19 protein-coding genes are annotated in these 25,546 nt (G+C 65.6%); 5 read left to right on the top strand and 14 right to left on the bottom strand.

Translation table 11 applies throughout. The features are described from left to right. Positions 1–18: 18 nt before the first annotated feature. Positions 19–1,812 (bottom strand): hypothetical protein, encoded by a 1,794-nt coding sequence (locus WG208_RS12695; RefSeq protein WP_337171736.1) that lies wholly within the window; start codon positions 1,810–1,812, stop codon positions 19–21. Between the two features lie 40 nt (positions 1,813–1,852). Continuing rightward, entirely contained in the window at positions 1,853–3,661 is a 1,809-nt protein-coding gene (locus tag WG208_RS12690; protein WP_337171735.1) for an ABC transporter ATP-binding protein, read from the bottom strand. 125 nt (positions 3,662–3,786) lie between these two features. Between WG208_RS12690 and WG208_RS12685 the strand changes: the two genes are divergently transcribed. Then, positions 3,787–4,758, top strand: a complete 972-nt coding sequence (locus WG208_RS12685) for an acyl-ACP desaturase (RefSeq protein WP_337171734.1) — start codon at positions 3,787–3,789, stop codon at positions 4,756–4,758. Between the two features lie 6 nt (positions 4,759–4,764). Here WG208_RS12685 and WG208_RS12680 read toward each other — a convergent pair whose 3' ends face one another. After that, a complete protein-coding gene (locus WG208_RS12680; protein WP_337171733.1) occupies positions 4,765–5,871 on the bottom strand; it encodes a glycerophosphodiester phosphodiesterase in 1,107 nt (368 codons plus the stop codon). Positions 5,872–5,905: 34 nt separating this feature from the next. On the opposite strand from WG208_RS12680, the gene WG208_RS12675 reads away from it, so the two are divergent. The 4 genes from WG208_RS12675 (at position 5,906) to WG208_RS12660 (ending at position 12,249) form a co-directional block, all read left to right on the top strand. Further along, a complete protein-coding gene (locus WG208_RS12675; protein ID WP_337171732.1) occupies positions 5,906–7,543 on the top strand; it encodes a serine/threonine-protein kinase in 1,638 nt (545 codons plus the stop codon). A 117-nt stretch (positions 7,544–7,660) separates the two neighbouring features. Next, complete coding sequence (locus tag WG208_RS12670) at positions 7,661–10,939, top strand: protein kinase (protein WP_337171731.1); 3,279 nt, start codon at positions 7,661–7,663, stop codon at positions 10,937–10,939. A gap of 101 nt (positions 10,940–11,040) precedes the next feature. Then, on the top strand, positions 11,041–11,712 hold the full coding sequence (locus WG208_RS12665) for an ankyrin repeat domain-containing protein (RefSeq protein WP_337171730.1): 672 nt from the start codon (positions 11,041–11,043) through the stop codon (positions 11,710–11,712). Between the two features lie 174 nt (positions 11,713–11,886). Beyond that, positions 11,887–12,249 carry a BON domain-containing protein gene (locus tag WG208_RS12660; RefSeq protein WP_337171729.1) on the top strand — a complete coding sequence of 121 codons (363 nt, stop codon included), beginning with the start codon at positions 11,887–11,889 and terminating at the stop codon, positions 12,247–12,249. Positions 12,250–12,297: 48 nt separating this feature from the next. On the opposite strand, the gene WG208_RS12655 is transcribed toward WG208_RS12660, so the two are convergent. The 11 genes from WG208_RS12655 to WG208_RS12605 form a co-directional block, all read right to left on the bottom strand. Next, on the bottom strand, positions 12,298–15,360 hold the full coding sequence (locus tag WG208_RS12655; RefSeq protein ID WP_337171728.1) for an efflux RND transporter permease subunit: 3,063 nt from the start codon (positions 15,358–15,360) through the stop codon (positions 12,298–12,300). Further along, positions 15,357–16,532, bottom strand: a complete 1,176-nt coding sequence (locus WG208_RS12650; protein ID WP_337171727.1) for an efflux RND transporter periplasmic adaptor subunit — start codon at positions 16,530–16,532, stop codon at positions 15,357–15,359. Before WG208_RS12650 ends, WG208_RS12655 begins: the two co-directional genes overlap by 4 nt. A 105-nt stretch (positions 16,533–16,637) precedes the next feature. Then, entirely contained in the window at positions 16,638–17,990 is a 1,353-nt protein-coding gene (locus WG208_RS12645; protein WP_337171726.1) for a TolC family protein, read from the bottom strand. A 171-nt stretch (positions 17,991–18,161) separates the two neighbouring features. Then, positions 18,162–18,815, bottom strand: a complete 654-nt coding sequence (locus WG208_RS12640; RefSeq protein WP_337171725.1) for a TetR/AcrR family transcriptional regulator — start codon at positions 18,813–18,815, stop codon at positions 18,162–18,164. 130 nt (positions 18,816–18,945) lie between these two features. Beyond that, positions 18,946–19,317, bottom strand: coding sequence for a DMT family protein (locus tag WG208_RS12635; RefSeq protein ID WP_337171724.1), 372 nt, complete (start codon positions 19,315–19,317; stop codon positions 18,946–18,948). Positions 19,318–19,521: 204 nt separating this feature from the next. Beyond that, a complete protein-coding gene (locus WG208_RS12630) occupies positions 19,522–19,944 on the bottom strand; it encodes an SH3 domain-containing protein (RefSeq protein ID WP_337171723.1) in 423 nt (140 codons plus the stop codon). Between the two features lie 31 nt (positions 19,945–19,975). After that, positions 19,976–20,455, bottom strand: a complete 480-nt coding sequence (locus WG208_RS12625) for a BON domain-containing protein (RefSeq protein WP_337171722.1) — start codon at positions 20,453–20,455, stop codon at positions 19,976–19,978. Between the two features lie 85 nt (positions 20,456–20,540). Then, positions 20,541–21,866: an MFS transporter gene (locus tag WG208_RS12620; RefSeq protein WP_337171721.1), complete on the bottom strand. Its 1,326-nt coding sequence runs from the start codon at positions 21,864–21,866 to the stop codon at positions 20,541–20,543. Then, the gene (locus WG208_RS12615; RefSeq protein ID WP_337171720.1) at positions 21,863–23,095 is read right to left on the bottom strand and encodes a twin-arginine translocation signal domain-containing protein; all 1,233 of its coding nucleotides are present in this window, start codon (positions 23,093–23,095) and stop codon (positions 21,863–21,865) included. Before WG208_RS12615 ends, WG208_RS12620 begins: the two co-directional genes overlap by 4 nt. 31 nt (positions 23,096–23,126) lie before the next feature. Then, positions 23,127–24,533, bottom strand: a complete 1,407-nt coding sequence (locus tag WG208_RS12610; protein ID WP_337171719.1) for a dipeptidase — start codon at positions 24,531–24,533, stop codon at positions 23,127–23,129. After that, the gene (locus tag WG208_RS12605; protein ID WP_337171718.1) at positions 24,527–25,291 is read right to left on the bottom strand and encodes an alpha/beta hydrolase-fold protein; all 765 of its coding nucleotides are present in this window, start codon (positions 25,289–25,291) and stop codon (positions 24,527–24,529) included. Before WG208_RS12605 ends, WG208_RS12610 begins: the two co-directional genes overlap by 7 nt. Positions 25,292–25,546 lie beyond the last annotated feature (255 nt).

The raw sequence follows: 25,546 nt of genomic DNA, 5'->3' as shown, positions 1-25,546 counted from the left end.
ATGATAGCGGGTCCGGCGTCAGGAAGCAGGGCGCGCCACCTCGGCCAGCCGTTCCCAGGTGAGGCCTTCGGGGCAGACGACCTCCGGGCCGCTGCCTCCGAGCATCCGCCGCGCCGTGTCGAGATTCGCAGCGGTGGTCGCATCCCCGGGCTGCAGGGCCTGTGCCCGGCACAACCAGGCAAAGGCAGCCAGCTCGTTTCCCTGCAGGTGCAGGGCATTGGCCACGCTGTTGGCGAACACCACCGCGGCCCGCGGATTGCCGTCGAGGTGGCGACGCGCCGTCTCCGACTGCAACGCGTCGGTCACCTGCAGCAGTTCGTCGATACGCCCGGCCTGGAGCAGGCAGAACGCGCGATTGGCGAGATAGGGCGCATCCTGGGCCGCGAGTGTGCGGGCGCCGTCGAGGATGTCGAGCCCGGCGCCGGTCTCGCCGCGTTCACACAGCAGCACCGACAGATTGATGCGGGCCGAGAACGAATCGGCATTCGCCGCCAGCATGGCGCGATAGAAGGTTTCGTCGCCGTCGCTCCACACGGTGGTGCGGTGCATGCTGAGCACCGTGCCGATGATCGTGCCGATGATCACGAGGGCGCCGCCCATGCTCACGATACGACCCACCGGCCACGTGATACGACACGCGAGCCGGCGTCCCACACTCATCACCAGCGCGGCACCCGCCACGAGCGGCAGATAGAGATAGTGGTCGGCCACGGTGGAGATGCGCTGGTATTCGAACGGCACGAATCCGAGCACCGGCAGCAGCAGCAGCAGCCACATGCCCGCCGCCGGCATCGCCAGCCGGTCACCGTGGCGTCGTGTGGTGAGCCAGACGACAAGGCCAAGCACCACGAGCGCCGCCACACCCGCCACGGTGGCCAGCGGGTGCGCCAGCAACCATCGGGGTGTGCGTCCGTAGTCGGCGGCGAGCGGCCAGGGCCACACCATCTCCCGCGCGTAGAAGCCGAGCGCGTCGAGGGCCACGAACACGCGGGTTGCCCATCCCACCGTGGGGGCGGTGGCCTGTTCGGCGCGTGTCATGAACGCCGCGATCAGCACGGCCACCACCCACAGCCCGAGCATCGGCATCGCCGAGCGCAGTCGTGAACGATCGGTGAACCACCACCATGCACCGATGGCCAGCGGGACACCGGCCACCTGCGGTTTGCTGAGCAACGCCAGGACGAACAGCAGCGTGGCCAGTGCATCGCGTGTCCAACGGCGCGCACGCACACCATCGTCCACATGCAGCACCATCGCCGACAGCGCCAGCAGTGTCGCAAGCAGGTCGCGTCCACCGGAAATCCACGCCACGGCTGCCACCTGTGCCGGATGCAGCGCGAAGAACGCGGTGCCCGTCAACACCAGCACCATTTCGAGGCGCACCTCTCCAAGGCGTGCATCGTCTCCGGTACTCGTCTCACGCGCATCATGCGCCCCGGCTGCCGACACCCCGGTCGGTGTCGACAAGGTCTGCCGGGACATGATGGTGAGCAAACGCGCCACGAGCAGCACATTCCCCACGTGCAGCAGCAGATTGAGCACGCGGAACGGGACGACCGCACCGCCACCCAGAGCATACACCAGCGCCCACAGGGTGCGGGTGACGGGGATGTAGAGCCCGAACTCCGGAGCGCTCCAGATCGCCCCGAACAGACCGTCACGCACGGCCACATTGTCGAAAATGTGTTCGCCGTCGTCCCATGTGAGCGCGGGCGCGTCGAACAAAGGCACCTGCACCATCACGATGGCCAGAACGATCACGGCCAGACCGACGGCGAGTGTCGCGGTCGACCCCGCCGTCGGCCTGGCCATGAACGGAACCGGATGCGTCGGACGATTCACGACGGGCCGGTCATCCCGTGGCGGCAATCTCCTCACCGGGATTGATGAACTGATCCTGCTCCATCTGATACTGCCGGTTGTAGAGATCGCGATACCGCCCACCGAGCGCCAGGAGCTGCGCGTGGGTCCCCCGTTCCACGATCGCGCCCTTCTCGAGCACCAGGATCTGGTTGGCACTCGTGATCGTCGACAAGCGGTGCGCGATCACGAAGGTGGTGCGGCCGGCACGCAGGCGACGGAGCCCTTCCTGGATGAGATGCTCGCTCTCGGAATCGAGACTCGACGTGGCTTCGTCGAGGATGAGCACCCGCGGATCGGCCAGGATGGCGCGGGCGATGGCCACGCGCTGACGCTGACCGCCGGAGAGTTTCACCCCGCGTTCGCCCACGATGGTGTCGTAGCCCTGCGGGAATCCCATGATGAACTCGTGCGCGTTGGCGATCCTCGACACGTGTTCGATCTCTTCATCGGTGGCGCCGGGCTTGGTGAAGGCGATGTTCTCCTTCACGGTGCCATCGAACAGGAAGTTGTCCTGCATGACCACACCGAGGTGATGCCGGTAGTCGCGCAACCGGAGGTCGCTCACCGCCGTGCCATCCACGACGATGCGCCCCTGTTGGGGCTGCGCAAACGCCATGATGAGCGAGATCATGGTGCTCTTGCCGCTGCCGCTCGATCCCACCAGCGCCGTGGTGGTACCGGCGGGGGCGTCGAACGACACGTTGTGCAGCACCGGCACCCCGGGCTCGTATTCGAACGACACATCGTCGAACCGCACATGGCCAACGACCGTGGGCACGGACAGCTTGCGCTCGTCCTCCTGATCTTCCGTGGCCATGTCGCGCAGTTCACGGATGCGGTCGAGCCCCGCGAACGCCTCGGTGATCTGCGTGCCGATGCTGGCCACCTGCACCAACGGCGCGGTGACCATCGCGATGAAGAACACGAACGTCAGCAGACTGCCCAGCGTCATCGCACCCGTGATGACATCACGACCGCCCACGTACATCGCGATCACACCGATCACCCCCACCACCGCAAACCCCAGCGTCCCGGTGAGTGAGGTGCCGGTGATGGTTTTGGCGATGTTCTCGAACAGGCGCTGCACGCCCTTGCCGAACACGGCCTTCTCGCGGTCTTCGGCGGTGTAGACCTTCACCAGGCGGATGCCGCCCAGTGTCTCGGTGAGCCGGCCCGTCACTTCGGCCGTGATGACACTGCGCTCGCGGAAGATGGGGCGCAGGCGTTTGAAGGCGATGCTCATGCCCGCGCCGAAGAGCGCGAGGAACACCACCGTGGCCAGCGTGAGCCGCCAGTTGAGGTAGATCAGCACCCCGAGGGCGGCGGCGGCGCTCAGAATGCCACCGGTGAGCTGGATGAGTCCCGTGCCGATGAGATTGCGGATCCCTTCGGGATCGTTCATGACCCGCGAGACCAGCACGCCGCTCTTGGTGCTGTCGAAGTACCGCACAGGGAGGCGGATGAGGTGCCCCTGCACGTCTTCGCGCAGCTGGGCGATGGCCTGCTGGGCGGCCACGCTCACCACCTGGGAGAGCGCGTAGCCGGTGATGGACTGCACGATCGTGGCGGCCAGACCGGCCAGCGCGATCAGACCGAGCAGATGAATGTCCTTGTTGGGGAGCACGTCATCGAGCACGTACTTCGTGGAGTAGGGAAGCACGAAGCCCGACGCGCGGCTGATGATCATGAGCACCAGGCCGATACCGACCGACCGTCGGTGCTCCCACATGAGGGCGCGCACTTCGCTCCAGGCGCGCTTGCTGTCGTACTTGGGTTTGCCTTTGGCAGGAGGATTCATTCCGGCAATCTACTGCCAGCGCCTGACGGCAGCCTTAACGGCAGTCCTGGCGGCGCGGGCCGGCCATGGTGACGGCGCCGGGGGTGCGGTATCTTGCAGATATCCCCGACCCCATCCCGCGTCACATGCATCTTCTTCCCGATCCGGAAACACTGGCCAAAGTCGAAGTCCTGGCCGACCTCGAGAAGGACGTGGAACAGCTCATGGAAGCGCACGAGTCCAAGCGCATCCTGTGGTTCCCGTCCGAACTCCTGGCGCCTGAACCCGATACGGACCCCGACCTGCACATCAAGGGCCTGCGGGAGCGTGCGCGGGGCATTTCCATGCCCTCCCGCGTGGCGATCTGCCTGAACACGCTCACCGAAGAAGGCCTGCCGCACTTCCACCGTCTGCTGGCCACGTACCTGGGCGGCGACACGTTCTGGGCCAAGTGGAACAACCTCTGGACGGCCGAGGAAGACCGTCACGGCGCCATCCTGCACGACTACACACGCGACAGCCAGCTGCTCGACAATCCGACGTTCGAGCGCATGCAGTTCGAATATCTCAAGGCCGGCTTCGAGCCGTCCTGGGACCGGGACCCGTATCGGGTGTTCGTGTACACGTCGTTGCAGGAGCGCGCCACGCAGGTGAGTCACGCCAACACCGGCAAGCTGGCCGGCCAGTACGAGCCGCTCATCGGCACGGTGCTGCAGAACGTGGCCAAGGAAGAGGCGCGTCACTACGTGTTCTACCGCGAGATCTTCAAGCGTGTCCTCGATCGTGATCCCAACCGCGCGCTCGAATCGGCCGCGCTGATCATGCCGAGTATCGACATGCCGGGCATCAACATGCCGCACTTCCGCGAGATGGCCGACGTGATCCGTCGCGCCGGCATCTACGGGCCGCGGGAGTACATCCGGATCGTCGAGGATCTCATCCGCTTCTGGGCGCTCGACAAGATCGAGGGCCTCAACGAAGCCGGCCGCAAAGCCCAGGAGAAGATCATGACCATCACCGCGCGTCTCGAGCGTGTGGCGGACATGATGGAGACCCGGAGCCGGGCGAAGACGTTCCAGTTCCAGGTGGCGTTCGCCCGCGAATTCGCGATGGATTGATCGGCCTTATCGGCCGGACCGCTCGCCCACGCCCTTCATCAACACATCGGGACTGTCGCCGAACATCCCGTCCACACCCAGTCGTACAAACTCGCGAACCTCGGCCACCGGATCCCCGCCATACCGGCGGGCGAGAAACATGGGTTCCGACCGCAGCGTCCACACGTGCACCATGAGTCCGGCATGGTGAGCATCATCCACCAGCGTCGTCGGCACGCTGGACGAATCGGCGCCCACGATCATCCGCGAATTCACGCCGATCGCGTCGGCGAAGCGGGCGATTTCGCGAAGCCCTTCGGGAGTCACCCTTTGTGTGCCCGTGCGAGGATCTCCCGCGAGCCGTCGATCGTACGGTATCTCCTTTGCGGAGAGCAACAGCACGAGGCGCACCGCGGTTTCATGACGCAGGACCTGCAGATTGCTCACCTCGAAACTCTGAATGAAGACGGGCGCATCGACCCGATCGAGTTTGCGGGCGCGCAGGGCGCGCAGCAACGGCGGTTCGATCGGGAGACCGATGCTCCGGAAATAGCTCGGGTGTTTCGTCTCCGGGTACACCCCCACCGGACGGCCACGCAACCGGCCCAGTGAATCGGCGAGGGCCAGCACCTCGTCGAAGGTGGGCACGGGGAAATGTCCGTCCCATGCATGTGAACGGAACGACAACCGCTCGCGCGCCCGCAGTGTGCGAAGCTCGGCAAGCGTGAAATCCTCGGTGAACCAACCTTCGATGGTGTCCCCATCGACGACTTTGCGGGTCCTGCGCATCGGAAAGCGCTCGGCCACATCGGTGGTCCCCCCGATCTCGTTTTCATGACGGGCCACGAGCGTGCCGTCCTTCGTGCTGACGAGATCGGGTTCGATGTAGTCGGCGCCCATCTCGACCGCGAGTGCGTAGGCTGGGAGGGTGTGCTCGGGACGATGGCCACTGGCACCGCGATGGGCGATGACCAACGGCCTGGCGGCAACCCGTGCCTCGCGCACCGACCGGGCAACAACCGATGACGGAGATCCCGTTCGGCATCCCACCGCCATGAGCAGCAGAATGCTTCCGGCAACACCCGTCACCGTCGACACGACGGTCAGAATTGCAGCGCGGTGGGAGAATCTCATGGAGTTTCGTCGGTTTCGAAGACAAGTTACCGCCATGAGTATCGCCTCGACCCAGGAGATCGAGTCACGACTTCGTACCGCCCTTGCGGGACGGTATCGCATGGACGGATTGCTGGGGCAGGGCGGCATGGGCGCCGTCTTCCGTGCACACGACGAAGCGCTGGACCGGCCGGTGGCCCTCAAGGTGCTGCCGGCAGAATTTGCGACCCAGCCCGACCTGCGCGAGCGGTTCCTCCGCGAAATGCGCACCACCGCCGGTTTTTCGCACCCCAACATCGTCCCGGTTTTCAGCATCGAGGAACATGCCTCGCTGCTCGCCTATGCCATGGGCTATGTGGAAGGGGAGAGTCTCGCCGATCTGGTGGCGCGGACTGGCGCGCTTCCGGTGCGCGATGTCGTGCGGATGCTGCAGGACATCGCGTATGCGCTGGCCTATGCTCATGGGCGCGGTGTCGTGCATCGCGACATCAAGCCCGACAACATCATGATCGAGCGGGCCACGGGCCGCGCGATGCTGATGGATTTTGGCATCTCGCGTTCGGTGCATGCGGCGCCGGTGTCCGGTACGCGGGCCGGTCTCACGCGGGTGGGCGAAGTGGTGGGCACCCCCGAGTACATGAGCCCCGAGCAGGCGTCGGGCGACGACATCGATGGTCGCAGCGATCTCTATTCGCTCGGTCTCGTGGCGTGGTTCGCGCTGACGGGTCGGCCCGCCGTTACGGGCGAGAACACACAGAAGGTGCTGGTGAAACAGCTCACCGAGCCGGTGCCTCCCGTGATCTCGATGCGCGCCGACGTGCCGGCGCCGCTGGCCGAGATGGTGGACCGGTGCGTGCGCAAGGCGCCGGAAGAACGCTTCGCCAACGCCGAGGCGGTGGTGGATGCCCTGGACGTGACGTCATTGCGGGGCGCGGAGATTCCCCTGCCGGTGCGCCTGCTGGCGCAGGAACTCGGCCAGGTGTCGCTGGTGGTGTTGTTCGGGGCGCTGCTCATCCCCCTGGGCTACGGCTTCCTCGCCCGGCAGGGCATGGGCGATCTCGACGTCATCCTGCCCGTCGTCCTGCTGGCGGCGGTGCTCTGGGGACGGCTCGCGCAGACCGTGCATCAGCTGCGCCATGTGGTGCTGCGGGGCTTCCATGTGGAAGCCATCCAGGCCGGTTTTCGCGCGCTGGGTGAGGAGCGCGCGGCCGAACGGGCGCAGCTCCGGGCCAATGGTCACGTGGTCGCACGACGGCGACGGCAGATCGTGATCATGGTGGTCGGGTTCCTGGTGTCGTTCCTGCTGCAGCAGTGGGTCCTGCGTACGATGCGTGTCGAACTCCGACCGGGGTGGTATGGGGTCTCACGGCCCGGGGTGATCATCCTGCTCGCTGCCTACGTGATGCGCGGGGTGTCGATCGTGGGTCTGCTGCGGTCGCCGCTCCGGGCCAGTGCGGGCGAACGGCTCTTCGCCTGGATCTGGGCGGGGTGGCCGGGCCGTCTGGTGATGCAGTTGTTCACGAGCGGTGTGTATCCGCAGACGGCGACCTACACGATTCCCACGCCGGTTCCTGTGGCCGGGACGGTCCCGTCGACGGCGCGCCGCCATACGACATCGGACGTGGAGGCCACGCCCTCACTGGAACAGCGAGTCGCCGCACTCGAGGCGTGGCGTCGGGGGCAGGAGCGCTGACCTGTCCTGCTTCCCCTGTTGGCCCACCGGTGGCCACGGGAGTGACCACCGTGTGAACAAACGGTTCGATGGCAGGGTTTCATGGAGTTTCGTCGATCCATGCCCCAAGTTTCCGCCATGAGCGACCCGGCCCCAGAGGACATCGAGTCCCGACTTCGTATCGCCCTCGCGGGCCAGTACCGCGTGGAGGGACTGCTGGGGCAGGGCGGCATGGGTGCCGTCTTCCGCGCACACGACGAAGCGCTCGACCGGCCGGTGGCCATCAAGGTGGTGTCGCCCGACATGGCGGCGAGTGCGGAGCTCCGTCAGCGCTTCGTGCTCGAGTCCCGCACGGTGGCCCGTCTGCGGCATCCGAACATCGTCGCCGTGTATGCCGCCGGTGAGGTGGACGGACTCCTGTACTTCGTCATGGAGTTCGTGCCCGGGGAGAGTCTGCGTGAACGGCTGACCCGCGAAGGCACACTCAGTGAAGCCGATGGCGTCTCCATTCTGCACGATCTGGGACTGGCGCTCGATTATGCGCATGCCGCCGGCGTGGTGCATCGCGACGTGAAGCCGGAGAATGTGCTGCTCGACCGGGAGACCGGACGCGCCATGCTCACCGATTTTGGTGTCGCGCGCGCGCTCCAGGGCAGCGCGCAGATCACCGGTGTCGGCTTCGTTCTCGGCTCGCCGCGCTACATGAGCCCCGAGCAGGCCGGCGGTGAACAACATCTCGACGGACGCAGCGATCTCTATTCCCTGGGACTCATCGCGGTCGAGATGTTCACCGGTGCGCCGGCGGTGGACGCCACGAGTGCGGCCACGGTGCTCATCAAGCATCTCACCGAGCAGGTGCCTTCGCTCACGATATCGGCGCCGGGCCTGTCGGCGACCACGGCACAGGCCATCGACGTCCTGTTGCGCAAGAAACCCGAGGAGCGCTGGGCCCGCGGGCGGGATTTTGCCGCGGCGATCACCGGCACGGGCGTCCCGGGTATGGGGACGCCGCCGACACCCATTCCCGGCGTCGTACCGCCGGGCGTGTCAACGCACCCCGTGCAGCATACGGGTCCGCCTGGCCCACCGGCGAACCGGCATGTGACACCGGGTGAGGCCTCGCGCGGTTCCCGTGGTGCACGACGCTGGATCATCGGTGGTGCAGTGGCCGCGGCCACGATCGCTGCCGCGGCCTTCTTTGCGACGGGGCGCGGCCGGGCGAACGACACGGAGTGGCTGGTGGCGCCGTTCGAGGTGCAGAGTCCCGATCGTTCGCTCGACTGGCTGCGGGAAGGGGGGCTCAACATGCTCACGCTTTCCCTGGCGCAGTGGAAGGATCTGCACGTGGTCGAGTACGAACGCACGCTCGATCTGCTGCGCGATGAACGTCTCGACGAAGCGCGGCGCGTGGGTCTCGAAGACGCACAACGTCTGGCCCGGCGCGCCGGGGCGGGTCGTGTGGTCCTTGGCCAACTCACACTCGCCGGCGACTCCGTCATCGCGACGGCCAATCTGTACGATGTCCGCTCCGGGAAAGTCACCGATCGTGCCCGTGCGGCGGCGCTGCGCACGGCCGATCCACGCGGGCTTTTCGAGCAGTTGGCCGGCGAGCTGCTGGATCTCGTCGGCGGACCGCGGGTGTCGCTCGATCTCGCGGCGCAGACCACCACGTCGGTGGAAGCCTATCGTCTGTATCTGAGCGGATTGCGGGCGCTGAACTCCTGGCGGCTCGACGAAGCCGACTCGCTTTTTTCGCAGGCCATCGGACTCGATTCGACATTTGCCCTGGCCTACTATCGCCGTTCGCTCGAACAGGGGTGGCTCAGCCGCATGGACAGTTCGATGCTGTCCGATGCCGATCGCGCCGTGCAGTACGCGTCGCGGTTGCCGGCCCGTCAGCAGGAGATCGTGCGTGGTCATGCCGAACTGACGCGCGGTTTCGTGAACATGGGCGCGTCCAATGGCGACGCATCGCGGGCGTCGTTCCTCGCGGCGCGCAATCGTCTCGCGAAACTCGTCGCCGCCGATTCGCTCGACGCCGAGGCGTGGTACGCGCTGGCCGACGCCGATTTCCATCTCGTCTGGAACTCCAACTATGGGCGTTCCGCCGACAGCACGGCGAAATATCTCAACGAGTCGCTCCAGGCATTCCGTCGCACCATCAAGCTCGACTCGACCTTCCATCTCGCCTTTCAACACCTGGTGGATCTGTACGAGCGCGCCGCGGTTCCGCGATCGTTCCTCGTGCTGGTGAACGACTCCATCAAGCCCGGTGGCATCGACGCTTACGAACGGCGCATCGGTACGCCGGATCAGGTGGCCGCCCTGCGAACGGCCGCCAGCGCACGCGCCCGTGATGCCGCGATGGGCTGGATTGCCGCCGACCCCGATGCCATCCAGCCGCGATTCGCGCTGGCCACCAATCTGGAAGCCTCGGGCATGCCGGACAGCGCGGTGAAGGTGCTCCAGGCCGCGATGGCCCGTTCCACCACCAACAGTCCGGCGTTGTCGTGGCGTATCCTCCGTATCCGCGCCCGGCAACTCACGCCGGGCATCGGTCAGGCCTATGTCGATCAGCTGAATCGCATGTCGGTCGATTCCCTGCGCGATCTGTCGATCGGTGAGCGCTACACCGCTCTCACCGATGCCATGGGCGTCGCGGGCCTGTCGGGTCGGTTGTCGCTCCTGACCACCGCGTCCAATCTGCTGACGAACTCCACCGTCATGCTGCCCATGGTGCAGCAGGTGCCCACGCAGACCGTGGCCCAATGGCTGGCGCTGTCGGTGCGAATCGGGGCCGGCGTGCCACTCACCGCCGCCGAACGCTCCCAATTCAACGACATCGCACACAAGCTCGGGCAGTTGCCACCCACACGGCAGGATCGGGTGAGCGCCTACATGATGTATCTGGCCACACGCGATTCATCCTATGCGAACATGGCGCTGAACATCGTGAAGGCGCAGGGCGACACGGTGGGCTATCCGGAACTGGAGGCGTTGCTCGCGATCCAGCGCCACGACACCGCCACCGCGCAGCGCATCGCCCGCACATTCCCCACGCCGGATTCCCTCAGGAAATCGAATATCGGCTCCACCGGTCTTCGCATCGTGACGCGTGCGCTCGTTCTCACCGAACTCGGCAACCCGCGCCGGGCCGTGGAAACCCTCGAAACCATCGATCCGGCGCGTTTCCAACGCAGCGAAGCGCTGGAACTCACATGGCCGGTCTATGTGCGGCAGTTCGCCCTGCGCGGGCGGCTGTACGAACAGCTGGGAGAGAAGGACAAGGCCATCGAGGCCTACGAACAATTCCTCACGCTGTGGAAGGAAGCGGAAAGCCCGCTGCAACCGCAGTTGCGGGAAGCGCGGGAAGCCGTGGCCCGATTGCGCGATACGCCAATGAGTCGCCCGAGCTGACAGGGCGGCAGATATGTCGACAAATACATCGGACACATCAGATACATCAGATACATCGGCTGATCCATCGACCTGACTCCCCTCCTCCCGAGAACGGTTCCATGATCCCCACGGCACCTGAAACGCTGCTGACCGCCATTCGCGGGCGGGATCGCGATACCATCGAGCGCCTGCTGCGCGAAGATCCCGCGTTGTCGACCCACCGGGCCACCGGAGGGGAGTCGCTCGTGCTGCACACCTGCTACATCGGCGCACCGGAGCTCGCCCCCCTGCTGCTGCACGGTCGTGTGCCCGACGCGGCGGAGGCCGCGGCACTGGGCGATGTGACGGCGCTCCGCAGCGCCATCGAAAACGACGACGATGCCCGCGTGCGTCGCAGCAGCGATGGATGGACGCCGTTGCATCTCGCGGCGTTTTTCGGTCATGTGGATGCCGTGGCGCTGCTCATCGATCACGGCGCGCCGCTGGATGCACTGAGCACGAACGCCACGCGCAACACCCCGCTGCACGCGGCACTGGCCGGTGCCACCAACAGCACGATCGTGCGCCGCCTCGTTTTTGCCGGTGCCGACGTGGAAGCGCGTGGCGCGCACAATGTCACGCCCTTGCACCTGGCGGCATCGCGGGGAGATCAGGCTCTCTGCGAACTGCTCATCGCGCGTGGGGCCGATGCGCATGCGCTCACCGAGGACGGCAGCACGCCGGCCATGATGGCCACCGCGCGCGGATTCACCGAGCTCGGCGGGAAGCTCGCCGCCTTGCCCACAGAGTAGGCGGCGGAGACGCAGGGACGATACGGCGCCGTGTGCGCCATATCACCAAAACGCCGGACCTTCGTGATGTGACACGGGTCGTAAGAGATCGGGGGGTGTACCTCGCCCATACCCGCCGATGTTCAGACCGAATTGAGACCGATGTTCGAACGGTTCCCTCAGCCAGGAGCTCCCATGTATTCACGTCGAATTCTTGCCACGCTGGCCGTGCTCTCCATCACGGCCGCCTGCGGCAATACAGCAGAAGGAGTCAAGAAAGACGCCGAGAACGCCGCCGACAAGACGGCCGAGGTGGCCGCGGATGCCGGCACCAAGGTGGAAGGTGCGCTCCAGACCGGTCAGGTGAAGACCGCGCTCACCACCGATTCGCGTATCGACGCCAGCAACATCAACGTCGATACGGACGAGAACACCAAGACGGTGACGCTGCACGGTTCCGTGCCGACCGCGGCACAGAAGCAGATCGCCGAGGAGATCACCGTCGCCAAGGCGACCGGCTACACCGTCGTGAACGATCTCACGGTGAAGCCGAAGTGATCACCGAGTGATCATCGGGTGATCATGAAGCAGTGGTCACTTTCGTGATCACGAAGCAGTCGTCGGTTCCAGGGCTGGTGCGAGCATGCGGTACAGCACCGGCGTCACGAGACGCGCGATGAGCGTGCTCGACACCAGCCCGCCGATGATCACCCAGGCCAGCGGTGAATACAGTCCCGATCCCTGCACCGCGAGCGGTAGCAGCCCGCCGATGGCGGTGAGCGTGGTGAGCACGATGGGCAGGAAGCGGATCTCGCCCGCGCGACGGATGGCTTCGTCGAGCGGAACCCCTTCGTGTCGCAGCTGATCGGTGAAATCGACCAGCAGAATGCTGGTCTTGATCTCGATACCCACGAGCGCGACGAATCCGATCATCGCGGTGAAGCTCAGGGTGTACCCGCTCAACAACAGCGCGACGATCCCGCCCACCACGCCCAGGGGAATCACGGACGCCACCACCAGTGTGGTGCGGAAGTCCCGGAACTCCAGCACGAGAATGGCGAGAATCGCGAACACCGCCACGATGATGGCGCTGCCGATGCCGCCGAAGCTCTCTTCTCGGCTCTCGATTTCCCCCGCGGGGTGCAACGTGTATCCAGTCGGCAGCGCGATCGAATCGAGACGGCTGATGACGGTGCGTGTGACCGCATCCGTGTTGTAGCCCGATCGCACGTAGCTGGTCACGGTCACGCTGCGCTGACGATCCTTGTGCGCGATGATGGTGGGTGACGCATCGAAGCGCGTGCTGGCGAGCTGTGAGAGGGGCACCATCGCCCCCGTCACGCTGCTCACGAAGATCCGCTCCAGCGCGTCCGGCGTGGGCCGGCCGTCGTGCGCGATGCGCACCACGAGTGGATACTCCTCGCCATTTTCAGCGCGGATCGTGCCCGTCTCGAGGCCGGCGATCCCGAGGCGCAGGGTGCGCTCCACTTCGACGTTGGGAACCCCCAGCAATCCGGCCTTCTGCTTGTCCACCACCAGTTGCAGATCGGAGCGGCGCAGGCGCACCGGGTTGTTCACGTACTGGGTGCCCTCGGTGCGCTGCAACACGGCTTCGTACTGGGCCGCGATACGCTGCAGGGTGTCGAGATTCGTGCCTTCCACACGCATGGCAATGGGTGCATCGATGGGCGGACCGTTCTCGAATTCCTTGAGTTCGATGCGCGCACCCGGATAGAGCGCCAGCTTCTCACGCAACGAATCGAGCATGCGCGGCGTGCGCGTGTTGTCGTACTCCTTCAAGAGGACCAGCAACTGGGCGCGATTGGGCGCTTCGGCGCGCTGAAAGACATTGTAGTACACCATCGGATTGTCCTTGCCGATGTTGGCCATCACCGCACGCGTGAGCGGATGCGCCGAGATGAGCTGTTCGGCGTACGTCACCGCCCGATTGGTTTCCGCCAGCGATGTGCCATCGGGCGTGGCGATGTCCACGTGATACTGCGGCGTGCCGGCCTTGGGGAACAGCGAGAAGCCCACCGCCGGCACCAGCGCAAACGCCCCCACGATCAGCAGCGCCGAGATTCCCAGGGTGGCCCATGGGCGTGCCATGGCCCGGCCCAGCAGCGGCGCGTAGGTGCGATGAATGAGACCATCCAGCCATTGCAGCGCCCGATTGCCATGCGCCGAATCGGTGCGCGGCATGAGCCGGCTGGCGAGGAATGGAATGATCGTGAGCGAGACGAAGAGACTGGCCACCACGGCGTACACCACCGCGATGGGCAACGAACGGATGTACTTGCCCGGCAGGCCGGGCAGGAACAGCAGCGGCACGAAGGCGAAGATCAACGTGCCAGTGGCGCCCAGCACGGCCACACCGATCTGCTTCGTGGCTTCCACGGCCGCCGCGGTGCGTGTGTAGCCATTGCGCAGAAAACGCGTGATGTTCTCCACCACGACGATGGAATCGTCCACCAGCAATCCCAGCGCGATCACGAAGCCCACGATGGTGAGCTGATTGAGAGAGTAGCCGGTGATGTGCAGCATCGTCACGGCCATCGCCAGCGACAGCGGGATGGACACCATCACGATGATCGACGCCCGCGTGCCAAGCGGCAGCAGCGTGACGAGCACGAGCAGGATGGCGATGACGAAGTCCTCACCGAGCCGGGCCAGGCGTCGATCGACATTCTCCGATTGATCGAATCCGCGCGCCAGCGTGATGCCCGAGGGCAGCGTGCGCTCCAGACGATCGAGTTCGGCCCAGACGTTCTGCTTCACCGCGGACACATTCTGCCCCTTCTGTACCGCCACCGTCACCCACATGGCGCGCTGTCCGTTCCAGCGACCGAGGTGGACGGCATCGCCATCGCCCCATGACACCGTGGCGACATCCTGCACCCGCACCACGGCGCCGTTCGCCCCGGCAATCACGGTGCGTTCCACATCGCTGGCCGTGCGATAGCGGCCGGTGGTGGCCACGTTGTAGCGTCGTGTGCCCACGTCCACGGAGCCGCCGGGGATCTGGGTATTGTCGCTGCCAAGGGCGTTGAGCACCTGCGCCGGTGTGATACCGAGTCGCGCGAGACGACCCAGATCGAGCGTCACCTGCATCTCGCGTGGCGGTGCGGCTGCACGCCGCGCCCGCTTCACACCGGGCACACGCTCGAGCGCGTCCTCCACCCGCTTGGCGATGTCGTCTACCTGCGCATAGGGCGCCGAGGGCGCGACCAACGCCACCTGGAACACGGTGATGTCGGAGTTTTCATTGCGCTGCACGTCGAGACGCGTGAGCGCGGCCGGCAAGGACGGACGCAGGGCATTCACCTCGCGCAGCACCTGATCGTACTTGCGTTCGGCGTCGACATCGGAATCGAACTCCACGTTCACCACCGAAACCCCGTCGGAGCTCGTGCTTTCGAGCTTGCGGATGTTGGTGAGCGTCTTGATCTGCTTTTCGATGGGGTCGGTGACCAGCTGCTCCATGTCTTCCGGCGAGGCGCCGGGATAGACCGCGACCGTGGTGAAGATGGGCACCGGAAAGTCGGGATCTTCCGCCCGCGGGATGGCGATCCAGCTCGACACGCCGAGCGCCGCGAACATGAGGAACAGCAACACTGTGAACTGCCACCGCTTCACGGAAAATTCGGTCAGTTTGCTGAGGGGGTTCACGGCTGTATCCCCGCCTTGTCACGCGTGGGGGCCTGCGGGGCAGTAGCGGAAGCCGCGGTCGAAGCAGCGCGCACCGTCGAATCGAGTGTCGCCTCGCTCACGACCCGCACCCGCGCACCGTCGGTGACATAGGGCGCGCCGCGGGTGATCACCAGCGCGCCGGCCTCGAGACCATCGACCGCCGCATAGGCGCCACTCAACCGGGACACACGCACACGCTGTGCGCGGGCGATGTGTGCACCCTGTGACGTGGTGTCGGCCACGGTGAAAACGGTGGCCGAATCACGATCCGCTTCGACCAGGGCATCCACCGGCACCGATGCGGCGAGTGAAGTGCCGGCCACGGCGATGGTGATCTGTCCGACGAGGCCACTGGGCAGCGCGTCGCTGCCGGCAAGCGCGACTTCGACGGCGAAGGTGCCCGTGCGGGCATCGGCGGCACGTCCCAGCAGCACCACCGAACCGGTGAAGTTGCGGTCGGGGATGGCGTCGAAACGCACTGTGGCCTTGTCACCGACACGCACACGCAGCGCATCCCGATCGGTGAGACCGGCGCGCATGACACGACCGCGCTTCGAGCCCCCCAGTGTGAGCACGGACTGGCCGGGCCCCACCGTGCTGCCCGGTGTGCCGAGCCGGTGCAGGACGATACCGTCTTCGGGCGCAGTGACGATGGCGTATTCGCGATTCACGCGGGCCGTGGCCAGATCCGCCCGGGCGGCATCGAGTGCGGAGGTGGCGTCCTGCAGTTGGGCGAGGGTGGCCACGGAATCGGCGGCGAGACGCGTGATGCGCGCGTGGTCACGTTGGGCCTTGTCGACGCCCACCTGCGCCTTGGTCACGGCGGCATCGATTTCGCGCAGATCGAGTGCGGCAAGCACCTGGCCGCGCCGCACGGTGGCGCCTTCATCCACCGTCACGCGTTCGATCACGCCGCCGATCTTGAACGCGAGTGGGATCTCGTCGCGGGAACCGAAGGTGCCCGTGGCCACGACGGGAGAGGCCGTGGGCTGGGCACTCACCGGCGCGATGCTGACCGGCGTGGGCAATGTGGTGCTGGTATTGGCGTCAGCGGTATCGGCGGACGGACGGTCTCCACAGGCGGTGAGGACCGGCAACAGAGCCGCGGGCAGATACATCGTGGGACGCAGAAAGCGGGAATGTGTGGACATGGTGGACTCGGTGAATGGCGTGGGGCGGCTTCGTGAGGGAGCGCGCGTCGATGCGATGGCATCGTTATGGCGTCGCGGTGGTGTCGGAATCGGCAGTCGGAATCGTCAGTCCGGCAGCGATCGCAATGCGGCGGCGCGTTCGAGCTCCACCAGTCGGGAAGCGAGGGTGAAACGGGTGATCACCTGATTGATGGCCGCGGCGGTGAACGCCGAACGGGCGCTGAGAAAGTCCACCGGCGTCGCGAGACCTTCGGCGTAACGACGTTGCACGAGGGTGAACGCCCGCTGCGCCGCATTGAGGCGATCGTCCGCGGAGGTGACGCCGGCGCGGGCCACCCGCACGGCGTCGATGGCATTCTCCACCTGCATGTGAATGGCGCGTTGTGCTTCCATCTGCCGGTATTCGGCTTCACTGCGCAGCGCCCGCGCCTGTTCCCGGCGGGCGGCGTCCTGCGTGCCGTTGAAGAGATTCCACGACAACACGAGTGAGGCCAATCCGACATCGTTGTTGCGATCGAAGCGATAGCGATCGCCCTGCACGCCATAACTCGCGCCGAGGGAGAGCGACGGCAGAAACGCCGATGTCGCGAGGCGCTCCTGTGCCCTGGCGAGCTGGATGCCGCCTCGTGCCTGGGCGAGTTCCTCGCGACGGGTCATGGCGTTGGCGATCAGGGCATCGAGCGCGAGCGTGTCCACCGGCAGCAGGGAACTGTCCGCGGCGAGACGCACCTCGGCGTCGGTGTCCTTGTTGCGCAGCAGATTCACAGCACGCCGCGCGGCGTCGCGCTGACGGCGGGCGTCGTCGAGCTGCTGCTGCAGTTCGCTGCGTTCGGCCCGGGCCCGCAGCAGGACATCGGGTGTGGCCTGGCCCGCGTCGATGAGACGCTGACTGACACGCAGATGTTCTTCGAGTACCGGCACCGTCGCGTCCAGTGTCTCGACGGCGCGGGACGCGGTGGCGTATCCCAGCCAGGCGAGCTGCACGTCGGCGGCGAGTTGGCGCATGGCCGTGGCGCGACCGGCACCGATCAGATCCCGCTGCGCGCGTGCCGCCGCGCGGGAGGCGAAGAGTGCATCGTTGAAGAGCGGGAGTGCGAGTTCGAGCTTGGTTTCCTGACGCAGCGGCAGAGTCGCGGCGATGTCGGTGGGAAAACGCTCCTGGCCAATGAGCTGATTGAGCGCGGCGTAGGCGGGATTGATGAAGTCGCCGATGTTGATGACACCGCTGAATTCGGAATAGCGGGCATTGAGACCCAGGGACGGGAGAAAACGTCCATTGGCTTCCTTCACGCCGGCGTTGGCGCGACGCAGGGCCGCGGTCTGCTGGGCGAGCGCGAGATTGGCGGCAATGGCTTCATTCACATAGCCGTCGAGAATGGTCCGGGCCGACTCGCCGGCCGGGGCCGTGGTCTGCGCCCCGGCCATTGGCGATGTGCAGGCGAGGAGCAGTCCTGCCAAGAGGGCGCGTCTGAACGGCGATGCGTTGTTGTACATGGATTGGCGTACTAACACTGTTAAGTTGATGTCGCTTAAGAAGGGCGCCAGAGCGCCCGCGGATGGGAAATGCGTTGTGATGGGAGCCGATCGTCGGAAAGCGGCGATCGGATGTTTTCACCTAACGACGGAAGGTCATCCCGGGTTTCGGAGACTGCCCCGCATCATGACGTCGCAGATGCGTTCGACGCCGGCCCGCGGATCGAGCAGGTTGATGTGGGTGTTGTTCCGGTGGGTGAACCACAGGGAGACGACCCCGTGGATGCCACTCCAGAGCATCTGGGCGATGGCATCGGGATTGTCGAGTTCGGGGCGGAAAACCCCGTGTTGCATGCCTTCTTTCACACTGTCGAGCAGGAAGAGGTAGGCGTCCTCTTCCGGCGCTTTTTCAAGGCTGCCGACTTCATCGTCGAACGTGTGTCCGTGTTCTGTCATGAACATGAAGCGATACTGGCTCGGATTTGCCAGCGCAAAGTCGGTATACGCCAGCGCCATCCGGCGCATCCGCTCCACCGTGTCTTCGATGCGTCCGATGCCGTAGAGCGCGGTGCCCAGGGCGGAGAAGTCCGCCAGGCACAGCTCCATGATCAGCGCATCCTTGTCGCGGAAATGATGGTAGATGGCGGTGGGCGTGTAGCCGATGCGGGCGGCAATGGCGCGCATGGTGGTCGCCTCGACGCCATCGGCCACGAACAGCTCCCGGGCGGCATCCAGGATGGCCTGTCGCGTTTCGGCCTTCTGCCGCTCACGCCGAGCCAGGGAGGCGCTCCTGATTTCTGCAGTGCTCATGACAGGAAGTTGCCGTTTTCACCTAACACTGTCAAGTGATCGACGCCTCCCTAGAGATTGGTGTAATGGAAGAATCACAGACGGAATGGTTCCTTTCGGGTCCCGGCGTGTCTCCTCCCCGCGTCTCCCATCAGGCGCCCGGCGTAGCCCCGCGAAACATGAAGTACAGCGCCCCCATGATGCACAGGCCCGCCCACAGGAAGTCCAGTTTCACCGGCTGCTTCATGTAGAAGACCGCGAAGGGCACGAACACCGTCAGCGCGATGGCTTCCTGCAACATCTTGAGCTGCGGCAGACTGAGTGCCGTCGCGCCGATGCGATTGCCGGGCACCTGCAGCAGATACTCGAACAGCGCGATCCCCCAGCTCACCAGCGCCGCGATCACCCACGGCCGGTCACTCAGGTTCTTGAGGTGTCCGTACCAGGCGAACGTCATGAAGACGTTGGACGCGGTGAGCAGCAGGACAGTACGGAAGATCGGGCTGGAAAGAAGACCGGACATGGGCGCGGGGTGGCGGTGAAGGAGGCCGCCGGAATCGCGGGCCTCCTGCCGCACAATATGGCAGATCAGGGCCGGTTGGGCGTGACCGCGTGATGGACCCGCGGCGGCGAAGAATCCTTGATGAATCCCTGATGAATCCCTGCAAAAACGCCGTGCCCGCCGCCGGATGATTCCGACGGCGAGCACGGCGTGAGCAAAACCGGATCAGATCGCGGTCAGATACTGGAGCGAGCAGTAGCCTTCTTCGCCCTTCTCCGAGCGAATCAGCGCCCATTCGTCGTTGTACTTGCTGAGCAGCGTGACAACGGAATCGTGCGCCGCCTTGCCGATGATCGGCTGATCGGTGCCGGGCCCTTTGCGGATGTTCAGATTGGAACTCTTGGTCGTGACCTTGAGGCGCGTGGATGGCGCCGCCGGCGAGACATCGAGGTTGAGTACGAGATCACCACCCCGGAAGTCGGGGTCGATCTTCTCGTAGATGGCCCACATCCGGTCCTTGGCTTCGCCGGTGGGCACGACTCCGTCGATGTAGAGCACGTTGTCCTGTGCCCGCACCGCCACGTTGGTCGCACCACTCATACCGAGCGCGGTGATCAGCTCGGCGTACTTGGTTTCGAGAGCGCTCATCGGTGATTGCTGACGTATGGGTGGATGGCGTTCACTTCTTCACGGTGGCTTTGTTCTCGATCTTCTTGGGATTCAGGGCGGAAAGCGCCTGCATCACCTTGGGCAGATCGGCGCGCTTCACTTCACCCGTGAGCGTCACCACGCCATCCTGAATGGTGGTGCTCAACGTGGGATAGGCCGCGAGGGCCGCCGTCACGCTCGTGCGCAGGGCCTCGTCGGGAGAGATCACCACGGGGGGTGTGACCGTCGCGCTGTCGGCCACCGCCTTCACCCCTTTGACGCCCTTGATCAGCGCATTCGTCGAAGCGCGGACCTCTTCACTGGCGTACTCACCCTTGACGGTGGCGACACCTTTGTCGACCGCCACCGTGATGCCGGACACTCCGCTGATCGCGGTGTCGACGGCGGCTTTGATCTCTGCATCCTTCGGTCCGCAGGCCGAGAAGACGAGCGCGAGGGACAGGGTCGCGGCCGCCATCAGGCCGCGTGCGCGCAAACGTGGAAGTGTCACTTCTGACATGTCGGTATGACCTCGCTCGGAGTACGTGAACGTTGAGGGGCGTGGTTCAATGTACCCTCGAGTTCACGCATGATCCCTACCGATCCGCAAGCGACCCCAACCGTGACACTCCCGCTTCTTCCCGCTGACGCCTGGCCTGCTCGCGGCCGAGCCACAACGCGATCGCCAACCAGACCGCGCTCAACGGCGCCGCGGCCAGGGAGATGGTTCCCACCGCGAGGCCGAGCGCCGACAACCCGGCATAACTCCAGGCGCCGATCTGATCGCCGGAGCGATACACGAACGTGTCGATGAAGTTTTTTGCCTTGTACTTGTCTTCGGGCGACACGACCGTGTACAGCACCTCGCGCGCCGGACGACCGAACGCGTACTCACCGGCCCGACGCAGCACCTGGAACACCACGAACACGGCGAGCGTGCCCCATGTCCCCAGCGCCGCGAACCCCACGAGACTTAGCACCGGCATGATCGCCAGCGTCACCGCCACACCGAACCACTTGATCACCCGTCCCGTCACGAAAAGCTGGGCGAGAATGGTGAGCGACTGCACGACCGTGTCGATCGTGGCCAGGAACGCCGTGCGTGCTTCACGATCGGCGTAGCGCGCGCCCACGATCTCGGCCTGCTGGAAGTAGAGGATGGTCGAGCCGATGGTGAACATCAGCATGTAGAGACCGATGCCCAGCAGATAGGGCGACGCGAGCACGTGCGTGATGCCGGCAAACGCCGATCCCCCCACGGGTTGCTGTGCTTCGTCGCGGGCCCGCGTGTCGGGCCGGAAGCTGGGCGGGAACCGGCCGGCCGATCGCACGGCACTTTCGAGCAGCACCACCGACATCACCATCAGTACGGGCGTGCCCACCACTTCCGCCAGACGCGACGTCAGGAACGCGCCGGCCAGGGCGCCGAGTGTGCCGCCGACGCTGATGAACCCGAACAACCGCTTGCTCTGTTCAGGACGGAACGTGTCCGCCATGAATCCCCAGAACACCGAGGGGATGAAGAGACTGTAGATGCTGGTGAGAATCCAGAACGCCGGGCCGAGGTACGGCTCCCAGGTGTTCGGTCCCCATTTGATCACCGCGGCGAACGTGAGCAGCAGCGCGATGAACACCCGGTACACGATCGGGATGAAACGCCGCACGGGCAGTCGCGCCACGATCGATGAATACATCGGATTCATCGCCAGCGTGGTCAGCAACGTGCCCGTGAACAACCAGGGAAGCTTGTCGGTGCCGGCGGCGACACCGACCGCATCACGCACGGCGCGCAGAATGAAGTAGCTGGCCAGTGCGAAGAAGAAATAGATCGCGGCGAGCAGCGTCGCACGCTCCTCGCCCGGTTCGATGGTGCCCAGGCGATTGAACGTGCGACGCCAAAAAAACGGTTCGTCGGTCGTCACCGGGCCCCGCTCTGATGGCCCTCGTCCTGACGTCCTTCACCCGGTCGGGTTTCGCCCTGTCGCGCGCGCCACGCCGCGAGCACCGTCTGCTCCTTCTCTGGGGCCAGTCCGGCGCGCGCCTTTTCCTGCTCCGCGGCCGGTCGCGTCTTGTACCAGTCGAGCGTGCTCTTTGCCGTGTCGGCCAGCGGCCGGAACGTCAGACCGGCCGCTAAGGCCTTCTGACAATTCACGGCCATGAAACCGGCCGTGCGTCCCTGCCCCGGTTGCCACACCGGCATGTCGGACCACGCCCGCACCTGATGCTGCGCGAGGAACTCCGCGGGCACCCAGGTGAATTTCGCATCGCTGGTCGTGACGGCTTTGATGCCGTACAACATCTCGGCGATGTTGGTGGGCGCCGCCGGGCCGGTGGCGTTGAACGTGCCGATGGTGTGGTTCTCACCGAGTCGCACGATGAATTCGCCGAGATCGTGCACGTCGATGTACTGCACCGGATCGCTGGGCATACCGGGCGCCATGACTTCACCGCCCCGGTCGATACGCACGGGCCAGTAGGAGAACCGATCGCTGAGATCGCCCGGTCCCACGATGAGGCCGGGGCGAACGATGGTCACCTTGTCGGCGCCGAATTGCGCCTTCGCATCGATTTCGCACTGCACCTTGTTGGGGCCGTAGTGCGCCCCATCGTTGCTGGCCCACGCCTCGGGCGCGCCCGGTGCATGCATCGGCCCGCTCTCGTCCATGCCGGGCTTCGAATAGTCGCTGTACACCGAGATCGTGGAGACGAGGATGTACTGCCCGACACGCCCCTTGAGTGCTTCACCGGCACCGCGCACCCACTGCGGATTGCGCGTGGGGTTGTCGATCACGACGTCCCACGTGCCCTTCTTCAGTCCGTCGTGTCCACCCGGTGCGTTGCGATCGCCGATGATGCGCGGCACCTGCGGGAACAGGCCCTGCCCACTCTGTCCACGATTGAAGAGCGTGAGCTGATGCTTGCGCGCCAACGCGTAGTCCACCTGCTGCGGACCGATGAATCCCGTGCCACCAAGAATCAGAATGCGGAGCGGCCTGGGTTGTGCGTCGCCGGTTTCGGGCCGATAGGCGGGTTGAGCGGGAACCCGCACGCCGTCGGCGGTGAACGCCTGAGCCGCGGCCGGAACGCCGAGACCGACAGCGCCGCCGATGAGGGCGGACGATTTGATGAACGAGCGACGATCGAGCGTCATTGGAACGGGAAGTGGGTGAAAGACCGTGAGGTCAGGGGACGACCTTCCGGTCGAGCTGCTGGATGGTCTTCGTGCTGGCCGGACGTTCCTTGCGCAGACGGGCGGACACGGCTTCCGCGCGCGTGAGCACCCGCAACACGTTCTCGCCGGCGAGGGCCCGCAATTCCGCATCGGTCCACCCGCGCTTCACGAGTTCCGCCAGCAGGTCGGGATATTTTGAGACATCCTCCAGCCCCTGAACGGTTTCCGTGATGCCGTCAAAATCGCCACCGATGCCCACGTGCGCGCTGCCGGCGACCTTCCGGATGTGATCCAGGTGATCGGCCACGTCGCCGATGGTGACCACCGGCGCCGGATTCGCTTCGCGCCAGGCGGCAATGGCCCGGAACTGCGCGTCGTTGTCGTTGGGGAAACGTTTCGTGATGGAATCGCGGACGGCCGTGATCCGCGCGCTGTAGTCGGCGAACTTCTGCGAAGCGAACTGCGGCACGAAGGTCACCATCACCACACCACCGTTCTTCGGCAGGCGCGCGAGAATGGAATCGGGCACGTTGCGCGGCACATCGGTGAGCGCGCGCGCATTCGAGTGCGAGAAGATGACCGGCGCTTCGCTGACGTCCAGCGCATCGCTCATCGTGCCCGGTGAGACGTGTGCCAGATCGACGAGCATGCCCAGCCGGTTCATCTCGCGCACGACTTCCTCGCCGAAGGGCGTGAGACCGCCGTGCACGGGTTTGTCGGCCGCCGCATCGGCCCAGTCGAGCGTCACGTTGTGCGTGAGGGTCATGTACCGCGCGCCGAGCGCGTAATACGCCCGCAGCGCGCCGAGCGAATTCTCGATGGCATGTCCACCCTCCATGCCCAGCAGGGAACCGATCTTGCCCTGGGCGAAGGCCTTCCGCACGTCGGACGCGGTGAGCGCCGGCGCAAGCACATCGGGATACCGCTCGATGACGCGCCTGGCGATGTCGATCTGCTCGAGCTGCATGCGCGCATATCCCGAATCGCGCACTTCCCCGGGGATGTACACCGACCAGAACTGTCCGCCGATCATGCCCTTCCGCAGACGCGCGATGTCCGTCATGCCGCGTGTCGTCTGCCGGAGATTGTAGGCCACGACGTCGAGCGGCCTCTCCTTCTCCTCGCGCATCGCCCACGGCAGATCGTTGTGCCCATCGATGAGCGGCGAGCCGCGCAGGAGGCGACGGACATGCGCCACGCGCGCGTCCAGCGAGGCGTTGCGCATGGGCTGTCCCGCGGGTGTCGGCGCCACGGCCACGCCGGCCTTCGCGGTCTGCGCTTCGAGCGCGGAATCCGGCCCCATCATCGCCGCGGTGAGTGCGACGGCCAGGGTGACCATCGACACCGCGCCCGCCCGACCGGCGCCGCGGCGGACCGGCCGTTCGTGCCGCCGATCGGACCAACGGTTGCTCAGCATCCGATACGCTCCAGATAGTAGGGCAGCATCTTGCGCCACCAGGGCCAGTCGTGATTCACGTCGTGCCCCCACAATTCGTAGAGATGACCGACGCCCTTCCGGTCGAGCAGATCGTGGAAGTCCCGCGTCATGTCCGGACGCTCGTAGGCGCCCTGACCGCTGGTGAGCACGATCCGTGAGTGGTGTCGCAGTTGATCGAGGGGCCATCCCTCGATGTTGGCGACGTACCACATGGGATTGTTGAAGTAGCAGTTGTCGTCGGAGTACCCCAGCAGATAGCTCGGCGACAGATCGTAGAAACCGCTCATGCCGATCACCCCACCGAACAGATCCGGACGACGGAAGAACGCATTGGCCGCATGGAAGCAGCCGAAGCTCGCGCCGGTGGTGATGGCGCGCGCGCTCTGATCGCCGACGACGTGTCGCATGAACGGCACGACTTCGTCTTCCACGTACCGCGAATACAACGCCTGGCGTCGCGCACATTCGGGCACCGGCAGCCCCCGCTCCATCCAGGCCAGGCGGTTGATGGAATCGATGGAGAACACCCGGATACGTCCCTGGATGAGCAGCGGTTCGATGGCTTTGATCAGCCAGAACCGCTCGTTCTCCAGAAAATCCGCGGCCGCGGTGGGGAAGAGCAGGACCGGCTGACCGCGCCAGCCGTAGCTCACGATGGGCATCTCGAGACCGAGCGCGGGGCTGCGCCAGCGGTCGATGCGCTTGGGCAGCGCCGGGTCGACGAACTGTGGTGACATGCAGGAGAAACTCGCAGACGGGATAGCCGGTGGCCAGTCTTTCCGGCGCCCGGCCCCAACCGGACCGTTGCGGGGTGGTGACGCCGCCGTGGTCGTGCCGACATCTCCCCGTTGCGTTCCGCTGTCACCATGTGTCGCATGAGGACTCCATCGCCTGCCCATGCGGGACTGATTGCGGCGCCGATCGCAGGACCATCGCCCGCCAGACTCCCCGCCGCTCCGACCGATCTGGATGTCTTTCCGCACCATAGCGAC

This window comes from Gemmatimonas aurantiaca (assembly GCF_037190085.1).
Taxonomy (GTDB): Bacteria; Gemmatimonadota; Gemmatimonadetes; order Gemmatimonadales; family Gemmatimonadaceae; genus Gemmatimonas; species Gemmatimonas aurantiaca_A.
The sequence above is the reverse complement of the archived record's forward strand: the minus strand, read 5'-3'. Positions and strand labels throughout refer to the sequence as shown.

Bases quoted from the DNA above. Each gene is read 5' to 3' on its own strand.
- WG208_RS12695 (WP_337171736.1), bottom strand. From the start codon at position 1,812: ATGGCCAGGCCGACGGCGGGGTCGACCGCGACACTCGCCGTCGGTCTG.
- WG208_RS12690 (WP_337171735.1), bottom strand. From the start codon at position 3,661: ATGAATCCTCCTGCCAAAGGCAAACCCAAGTACGACAGCAAGCGCGCC.
- WG208_RS12685 (WP_337171734.1), top strand. From the start codon at position 3,787: ATGCATCTTCTTCCCGATCCGGAAACACTGGCCAAAGTCGAAGTCCTG.
- WG208_RS12680 (WP_337171733.1), bottom strand. From the start codon at position 5,871: ATGAGATTCTCCCACCGCGCTGCAATTCTGACCGTCGTGTCGACGGTG.
- WG208_RS12675 (WP_337171732.1), top strand. From the start codon at position 5,906: ATGAGTATCGCCTCGACCCAGGAGATCGAGTCACGACTTCGTACCGCC.
- WG208_RS12670 (WP_337171731.1), top strand. From the start codon at position 7,661: ATGAGCGACCCGGCCCCAGAGGACATCGAGTCCCGACTTCGTATCGCC.
- WG208_RS12665 (WP_337171730.1), top strand. From the start codon at position 11,041: ATGATCCCCACGGCACCTGAAACGCTGCTGACCGCCATTCGCGGGCGG.
- WG208_RS12660 (WP_337171729.1), top strand. From the start codon at position 11,887: ATGTATTCACGTCGAATTCTTGCCACGCTGGCCGTGCTCTCCATCACG.
- WG208_RS12650 (WP_337171727.1), bottom strand. From the start codon at position 16,532: ATGTCCACACATTCCCGCTTTCTGCGTCCCACGATGTATCTGCCCGCG.
- WG208_RS12640 (WP_337171725.1), bottom strand. From the start codon at position 18,815: ATGAGCACTGCAGAAATCAGGAGCGCCTCCCTGGCTCGGCGTGAGCGG.
- WG208_RS12635 (WP_337171724.1), bottom strand. From the start codon at position 19,317: ATGTCCGGTCTTCTTTCCAGCCCGATCTTCCGTACTGTCCTGCTGCTC.
- WG208_RS12630 (WP_337171723.1), bottom strand. From the start codon at position 19,944: ATGAGCGCTCTCGAAACCAAGTACGCCGAGCTGATCACCGCGCTCGGT.
- WG208_RS12615 (WP_337171720.1), bottom strand. From the start codon at position 23,095: ATGACGCTCGATCGTCGCTCGTTCATCAAATCGTCCGCCCTCATCGGC.
- WG208_RS12610 (WP_337171719.1), bottom strand. From the start codon at position 24,533: ATGCTGAGCAACCGTTGGTCCGATCGGCGGCACGAACGGCCGGTCCGC.
- WG208_RS12605 (WP_337171718.1), bottom strand. From the start codon at position 25,291: ATGTCACCACAGTTCGTCGACCCGGCGCTGCCCAAGCGCATCGACCGC.